The organism is Eikenella sp. HMSC071B05, assembly GCF_001811325.1.
Taxonomy (GTDB): Bacteria; Pseudomonadota; Gammaproteobacteria; order Burkholderiales; family Neisseriaceae; genus Eikenella; species Eikenella corrodens.
Window position 1 is genome coordinate 157,023 of the sequence record NZ_KV804547.1, and the last position, 7,231, is coordinate 164,253.

The window sequence follows — 7,231 nt, forward strand, 5'->3', positions numbered from 1 at the left end:
GCATTATCTTTATTCCAGCCACACCGGCTCGGGCTCCAGCCGCACGCCGAAGCGTTGGTAAACGCTGTTTTGCACGTGTTCGGACAAACGGCGCACATCTTCGGCGCTTGCTCCGCCGAGATTAATCAGCACCAGGGCTTGTTTTTGGTGTACGGCGGCCTGGCCTTCGCGGTGGCCTTTGAGCCCGCATTGGTCGATAAGCCAGCCGGCGGCGAGTTTGGCCTGACTGCCCGGCTGGGGGTATACCGGGAGGGCGGGGTGCTGCGTCTTCAGCGCGGCGGCTTGTTCGGCGGAAACAATGGGGTTTTTATAGAAACTGCCGCAACTGCCGGTTTCGGCGGGGTCGGGCAGCTTGCGGCGGCGGATGCGGCACACGGCTTCGGCCACGATGGCAGCGGTGAGCGGAGCGCCTTGAGCCAGGGTTTCGGCTTCGGTTTGCACGTCGCCGTAGTGCAGCTTGGGCTTGAATTCTCTATTCAGCACGAACGTTACCGCCGTAATCACGAAACGGCCGCCGGATTGTTTGAACACGCTGTCGCGATAGGCAAAACGGCAGTTGGCCTGGCTGAACGATACCGGCTGGCCGCTGTCTAAATCCCAGGCGTGTACAGTTTCGATACAGCTTTCGGCTTCCACGCCATAGGCACCGATATTTTGCACCGGCGCAGCGCCCACCGTGCCGGGAATCAGGCTGAGGTTTTCCAGCCCGCTCAAGCCCTGCGCGATGGTGTGCTGCACGAAATCGTGCCAGTTTTCGCCAGCCTGCGTGGTGATGCGCGTTTTGCCGCCGCCGGCCGGCTCGGGCGCGGAAATGCCTTTATTGGCCATGCGCACCACCAGCCCGTCGTAGTCCTTCATCAGCAGGATATTGCTGCCGCCGCCCAGCCACAGGGTGCGCTCGCGGCGGTATTCGGGCAGTTGGAAAATTTCAGGTAGCCTTTCGGCAGAGTCTAATGTGTAGAGCGCGGCAGCACGGGCGGGTAGGCCGAAGGTGTTCAGCGCGGTTAAATCGGCATCGTATTGCAGTTTATTCATCGTCTTCATGTTCCAGCATTTCTTGGCTTACTGTTGCCAAACACCACAAGAGGGCAACGGCGGCACAACCCAGCGACAGCACCAATGCCGCCCAGAAGCCGTAAATCCCCATGCTCGTGCCGAAGGCCAGCAGGCAGCCCAGCCCGAGGCCGACCACCCAGAAGGCGATACCGTGAATCACCATCGGCAGTTTGGTTACCTTGTAGCCGCGCAAGGCGTAGGAAGCGATACATTGGATGGCGTCGGCCAATTGGAAGGCGGCGGCAAACAGCAGGATGGTGGCGCCGAGGCCGATTACGGCTTGGTCGTCGGTGTAAATGCGCATAATCGGATAACGGAACAGCAGGGTGAGTACCGCGGTAACGATAGCCAGGGTTGAGCCGCAGGCCAAGGCCACGCCGGAGGCGTAACGCGCTTGGAAATAGCGGTCGGCACCGATGGCATAGCCCACGCGCACGGTAACTGCCGCGCCGATACCTTGTGGAATCACATAAATCAGGCTGGTGATGCTGTTTACTACTTGCTGAGCAGCCACGTGGTCTTCGGCATTGCCCGGCAGTTGGGCAATCAGCATCATCATCACGGTGAACAGGCTCACTTCGAGGAAGAAAGACAAGCCAATCGGCACACCCAGCTTGGTAATTTGGCGGAAAATCTTGGCGCTGGGTTTGGAGAATCGCGCAAACAGGCCGAAGCGTTGGAAATATTTCTGTTTGGCAATATAAGCCCACAGCGCGGCGGCGTTAAACCAGAACACTAGGGTGCTGGCCAGGCCACAGCCCGCACCGCCCAAGGCCGGCATGCCCAAATCGCCGTAAACGAAGATGTGGTTGAGCGGGATGTTTAAAAACAGGCTGATCCAGCTCATCCACATAATGGGTTTGGGTTTGCCCAAGCTGGAAGCGAAAGCATGTAACGCACGGTGGATCATGGCAGCCGGCATGGAAAGGGCAATCAGACCCACATACAAGGCAAATTGCCGTTTTACTTCGGCATCCAAGTCGAGAAAGTTATTGAAGGGCTGAATCATCAGCCACAGCAGAATCATGCCGATAATGCCCAGCATCAGGCCATACAATATGCCTTGCCGGCCCAGTTCGGCCACCTTCTCGACTTCGCCTGCGCCGTGCTCTTGGGCAATCATCGGATTAAGCGCGGTCATGATGCCGAGGAAGGTTATGTAAACAGTAACGAATGCGCTGCTGCCCAGTGCCACGGCAGCCAAATCAGTTTTGCCTGCGCCACCGGCCATTACCGTATCCACGAACCCCAGCCCCACTTGCGCAATCTGCGCCAATAGCATGGGCACCGCCAAAGCGCCCAATTTGGAGGCTTCTTTGCGGAAAACGGCGGGGGAATAACGGTTTAGGTCGAGCAGCATAATCAAAAATAAGAGTGGAACACGGGCGTAATTTTAGCAGAAATGCAACATAAGTTGTAGTAACGCAACACTTGCTGCCTAGGATTTATGAATGTATTTCGCAATAGTATGCTTGATTTTTCGAAGAAAATATTTTTCCCTGCTGTGTTGCGGATTTTGTCTGGCAAAATCTGCCCGGATGCTATTTTTAGAGTAGACAAAATTGGAAAAACGTGGAAACGGCCGGGGTTCGGCGAAAAGGCTACCTGAAAACGAAGCGCGGCACAGTCAAAACTAAATGTGTTGCTGTGCCGACATTTTCAGGTAGCCTTTGTAGCGGTCAAGATGAAGATTTAAATAAAGCGGCATTTGATGCTGATGAAGGCAGTTGTCGCGCAAAACTAAAGGCACGCCGGAATTGCTTCCGCCGTGCCTTAGCTTTAACTATAGCTTACTGCCGACCTGCCTGGGTGGTGGGGTTGATTAAGATTTCCACACGGCGGTTTTGCGCGCGGCCGCTTTCGGTGGAGTTGTCGGCCACCGGCGAGCGTGAGCCGTAGCCCACGGTGCTGATGCGGCTGGCAGCCACGCCGCGGCCGGTGAGGTAGCCGGCCACGGAGCGGGCGCGGTTTTCAGACAAGGGGTTGTTGATTCGGTCGTTGCCGGTGTTGTCGGTGTGGCCGGCCACGGTGATGGTGGTTTCCGGATACTGCGTCAACACATTGGCCACGGTGTTGAGCGAATTTACTGCGTCCGGGCTCAGGCTGGAGCTGTTGGTGGCGAAGGTTACGCCGCTGGGCATGGTCAGCTTGATTTGGTCACCTTGGCGCTGCACTTCCACCGGCGTGTTGGCCAGCTCTTGGCGCAGACGGTTTTCTTGCACGTCCATATAGGCACCGACACCCGCGCCTACCACGCCGCAGCCCAGCGCCGCATTGCGCGCGCCTTTGCTGCCGTGGGTCAGCGCGCCCACCGCGCCGCAGGCTGCCGCGCCGCCGAGGCCGAACAGCGCAGTTTTAGAAATAGTTTGCTGGCCGGTAACCGGGTCGGTAACGCAGCCGTTCAGGGCAAAGGTAGCGGCTAGAGTTAATACTGTTAGACGTTTCATCATAATTGATTTCCTTTTGTGGAAGAGTTTGGTGAAAACAAAAAGTTAATATAAAACACGCTGCCTACAGCAGCCACTATAGGCGAGCTGCCGCATAAACAAAAGCCACTGCGGCAACATTTACCGTTTTCAAAACTTTCCAAATGTTTGTTTACATTTGCCCGCCAGGTGGCTGCAAACAAGGCTTTCGGCTACAATGCCTTTCCCAACAACCCAACAGGCTACCTGAAAACATGCCGCGCCTCTCCCGCCTCCTCTTGCCCGCGCTCGCCTTGTTTGCCGCTGCTGTTGCCCACGCCGAGCTCCCTGCCGGCCTCTATTTGTATCAGGGCAATGATGTCGGCGATTACCGCCCCGCCAGCGAGCCCGATGCTATTCCGTTCCCGCGTTCGCCTTCTATTCATGCCGAGCGGAAAGTCTGCATCCCAGCCGACAGCCAAGCCTGGCTGCAAGAGCAAATCCGCCGGCTCACTACCGGCCTGTATCCCCAAGGCCGGTTTAAAGAGCGCCAAACCAACCACGGCCGGGTTTATACCCTGCTTAATCCCGCCCAAGCCAAACCCGGTTTGGATGCCTACACCGTGAGCATGGTGCTGAAAGACGGCCCGCAAGGACGCCCCGCCGTTGCCTTCTCCATCAACTCCACCGATACCGAACGCAATTCTGTCCACAACACCCAAGTTAACCAGCACTACACCTACCAAGGCCCAAGCTGCCCCGCCGAAGCCGATAGCAAATAATTTGCCGCTGCGCAGAAACTTCGCTTTCAGGTAGCCTCTAATCTTTAACCAACCACTTCCATTGCACTATGCCAACTATCTACAACACCCTCACCCGCCAAAAAGAGCCTTTTGCCCCCATCAACCCCGAAAACGTGCGCATGTACGTGTGCGGCATGACGGTTTACGACTACTGCCATCTCGGCCACGCCCGCGTGATGGTAGTGTTCGATATGATTGCCCGCTGGCTGCGCGAGTGCGGCTATCCGCTCACTTATGTGCGCAACATCACCGATATCGACGACAAAATCATCGCCCGAGCGGCTGAAAACGGCGAAACCATCGGTGAGCTCACCGCCCGCTTCATCCAAGCCATGCACGAAGATGCCGACGCCTTGGGCGTGTTGCGCCCCGACGTTGAGCCGAAGGCTACGGAAAACATCCCGCAGATGATTGCCATGATTGAAACCCTGATTCGCAACGGCAAAGCCTACCCCGCCGCCAACGGCGACGTTTATTATGCCGTGCGCGAGTTTGCCTCTTACGGCCAATTATCCGGCAAATCGCTGGACGACCTGCGCGCCGGCGAGCGCGTGGAAGTGGATGGTTTCAAACGCGACCCGCTCGATTTCGTGTTGTGGAAAGCCGCCAAAGCAGGCGAGCCGGCATGGGAAAGCCCGTGGGGCAACGGCCGCCCGGGCTGGCACATCGAATGCTCCGCCATGAGCGACAACCTGTTCGGCGACACCTTCGACATCCACGGCGGCGGCGCAGATTTGCAGTTCCCGCACCATGAAAACGAAATCGCCCAAAGCGTCGGCGCCAGCGGCCATGTTTGCGGACACGAACACGCGCACACCCACCACGGCCAAAGCATCGCCAGCCACGTCAAATACTGGCTGCACAACGGCTTTATCCGCGTAGATGGCGAAAAAATGTCCAAATCGCTGGGCAACTTCTTCACCATCCGCGACGTGCTGAAGCAATACGATCCCGAAGTTGTGCGCTTCTTCATCCTGCGCGCCCACTACCGCAGCCCGCTGAATTATTCGGATGCGCACCTCGACGACGCCAAAAACGCCCTCACCCGCCTCTACAACACCCTGGCCAATGTGCCGCCTGTAGAGTTTCAGGTAGCCTCCGAAGCCAACGACTATACCCGCCGTTTCTTTGCCGCCATGAACGACGATTTCGACACCGTGCAGGCCGTGGCCGTATTGTTTGAGTTGGCAGGCGAAGCCAATAAAACCCAATCTGCCGAGCTTTCCGGCTGCCTCAAAGCCCTTGCCGGCACCATTGGGCTGCTGCAACGTAACCCCACCGAATTCCTGCAAGGCGGCGCGACTGCAAACGGTTTGAGCAACGAAGAAATCGAAGCCCTCATCGCCCGGCGCAAGCAAGCCCGCGCCGACAAAAACTGGGCCGAATCCGACCGCATCCGCGACCTGCTCGCCGAGCAATGCATCACCCTGCGCGACGGCGCGGACGGCACCAGCTGGACACGCGGCTGATAAGTTTGATGTAAGCAAACAAAGGCTACCTGAAATTTCAGGTAGCCTTTTTTCAGGTAGCCTTGAACAGGGTATTAGATTCAAGAATCCGACCTACGGCTTTTCAGGTAGCCTGAAAGGGGGCTACCTGAAAAATGTTGGGTTGTTCAACCCAACCTACTTGCTGCCCGGCCCACCGTCCATAAACGACTGTGCATCAAACTGCAATACTGGATATTCGGATTCATTAGGCGATCTGATAATAGATTCTTCTAACAACTCTTTCCCAGCTCTTGGAGAAGCCTGATTATAAATAATATGACCAAACTTTTTTCAATGTGTCATAACCAAACGAATTAATTACCTCTGACTTAGCCTGAATCTTCTGCTGTTTAACTTTACTTACCATACTGATGCTCCTACTTTTATTAAGTTTAAGATATATATTTTCTAACCAAAAGTTTTATGGATTTATAACAACCATTCTATCTTCACGCAGGTTATAAAAATAAATTAATCCATCTGATGTATCTACCCTAACAACCGTATCTGGTTCAGATAGTATTCTTAATATTCTATCCCTTTCCTGCTGCAGCTTCCTATCAGAAAAAAATCTATGATACTCTTCTCCAAATCTACTTCCAGTATACCCCCCTAACAATGAGTCCTCCTGTCGTCTCATGGTAGATATACACCCTTGTATATTCCAAAGGTTACTAGGTATAAACTGACCCCCATTATCAATCTGAGGAATAAACTTTGTATTTTCATCTATCTGATTACGATAAGCTAGAAAATTATTTAAGTATTGTATTGGAAACCATAATGTTCTAAATTCTCTTATCTCAGGATATATTATTCCGATATACTTAATTTCTACCCATTTTTGACTACCACTTTTATCTTGATATATTGGAAAATTATATTTATTTCCTAGCCTGTTATTTAATTTACTAACTAGCTCTTTCTGATTATAACTTCTAGCTGTATTTGTTAATTTATAACTATAAACCCCACATTCAATATAAGGAGGATTGCTGGGATCAGTTGTCGAATCACCATCATAATCCTTCACTTCAAATGAATAAACTTGTTTGTTTAACATGTAGAGATCTCTTTGGTGATCTATCGTCTTGTCAGATAGAAAGATCTTAAAGTCCGTATATATGCGGTTACTCGGCTTCATCATGCTTCTTGGTAACAACGAAAAAGGAAAAAATGTTGATAGAATAATCCCTATAACATACAGCAATAATATTTTTAATATAAATAGTTTATATCTACCAGTTGCTTCTTCATTCTGCTTCTCTGATTTATCTTGTTCTGTCATTTTTAAATACCATATTTTAAAGTCGTACAATACTTCAGCAGGAAGCGTAGATATTGTCTCCCTCGGAGGCTCCACCTGGAACTCCTGCCTTACTTCTTTACCAATCTTCACCACCTGTTTTCAGGTAGCCTCTTCCGCACCAATACCGTCAAACAACAACACCGCTGTGCGCAGCATGAAGGCCATGCT

General features: G+C 53.1%; 6 protein-coding genes. 2 read left to right on the plus strand and 4 right to left on the minus strand.

The annotated features are described in order from the left end of the window. Window positions 1-9: 9 nt before the first annotated feature. The 3 genes from murB to HMPREF2796_RS04730 all read right to left on the minus strand — a co-directional run bounded on the left by murB (window position 10) and on the right by HMPREF2796_RS04730 (window position 3,506). Entirely contained in the window at window positions 10-1,035 is a 1,026-nt protein-coding gene (gene murB, locus HMPREF2796_RS04720) for a UDP-N-acetylmuramate dehydrogenase (protein ID WP_070631364.1), read from the minus strand. Next, a complete protein-coding gene (locus HMPREF2796_RS04725) occupies window positions 1,028-2,416 on the minus strand; it encodes an MATE family efflux transporter (RefSeq protein ID WP_070631366.1) in 1,389 nt (462 codons plus the stop codon). Before HMPREF2796_RS04725 ends, murB begins: the two co-directional genes overlap by 8 nt. A 430-nt stretch (window positions 2,417-2,846) precedes the next feature. Beyond that, entirely contained in the window at window positions 2,847-3,506 is a 660-nt protein-coding gene (locus HMPREF2796_RS04730) for a YiaD family glycine zipper/OmpA-like lipoprotein (RefSeq protein ID WP_064083571.1), read from the minus strand. A gap of 230 nt (window positions 3,507-3,736) precedes the next feature. On the opposite strand from HMPREF2796_RS04730, the gene HMPREF2796_RS04735 reads away from it, so the two are divergent. Further along, complete coding sequence (locus HMPREF2796_RS04735; RefSeq protein WP_070631368.1) at window positions 3,737-4,243, plus strand: hypothetical protein; 507 nt, start codon at window positions 3,737-3,739, stop codon at window positions 4,241-4,243. Window positions 4,244-4,311: 68 nt separating this feature from the next. Beyond that, on the plus strand, window positions 4,312-5,733 hold the full coding sequence (cysS, locus tag HMPREF2796_RS04740; RefSeq protein ID WP_070631370.1) for a cysteine--tRNA ligase: 1,422 nt from the start codon (window positions 4,312-4,314) through the stop codon (window positions 5,731-5,733). Between the two features lie 442 nt (window positions 5,734-6,175). Here cysS and HMPREF2796_RS04745 read toward each other — a convergent pair whose 3' ends face one another. Next, a complete protein-coding gene (locus HMPREF2796_RS04745) occupies window positions 6,176-7,153 on the minus strand; it encodes a hypothetical protein (RefSeq protein WP_070631372.1) in 978 nt (325 codons plus the stop codon). Window positions 7,154-7,231: the final 78 nt, after the last annotated feature.

Excerpts from the sequence above, each read along its gene's own strand:
- HMPREF2796_RS04730 (WP_064083571.1), bottom strand. The coding sequence starts at position 3,506 with ATGATGAAACGTCTAACAGTATTAACTCTAGCCGCTACCTTTGCCCTG.
- HMPREF2796_RS04725 (WP_070631366.1), bottom strand. The coding sequence starts at position 2,416 with ATGCTGCTCGACCTAAACCGTTATTCCCCCGCCGTTTTCCGCAAAGAA.
- HMPREF2796_RS04735 (WP_070631368.1), top strand. The coding sequence starts at position 3,737 with ATGCCGCGCCTCTCCCGCCTCCTCTTGCCCGCGCTCGCCTTGTTTGCC.
- cysS (WP_070631370.1), top strand. The coding sequence starts at position 4,312 with ATGCCAACTATCTACAACACCCTCACCCGCCAAAAAGAGCCTTTTGCC.
- murB (WP_070631364.1), bottom strand. The coding sequence starts at position 1,035 with ATGAATAAACTGCAATACGATGCCGATTTAACCGCGCTGAACACCTTC.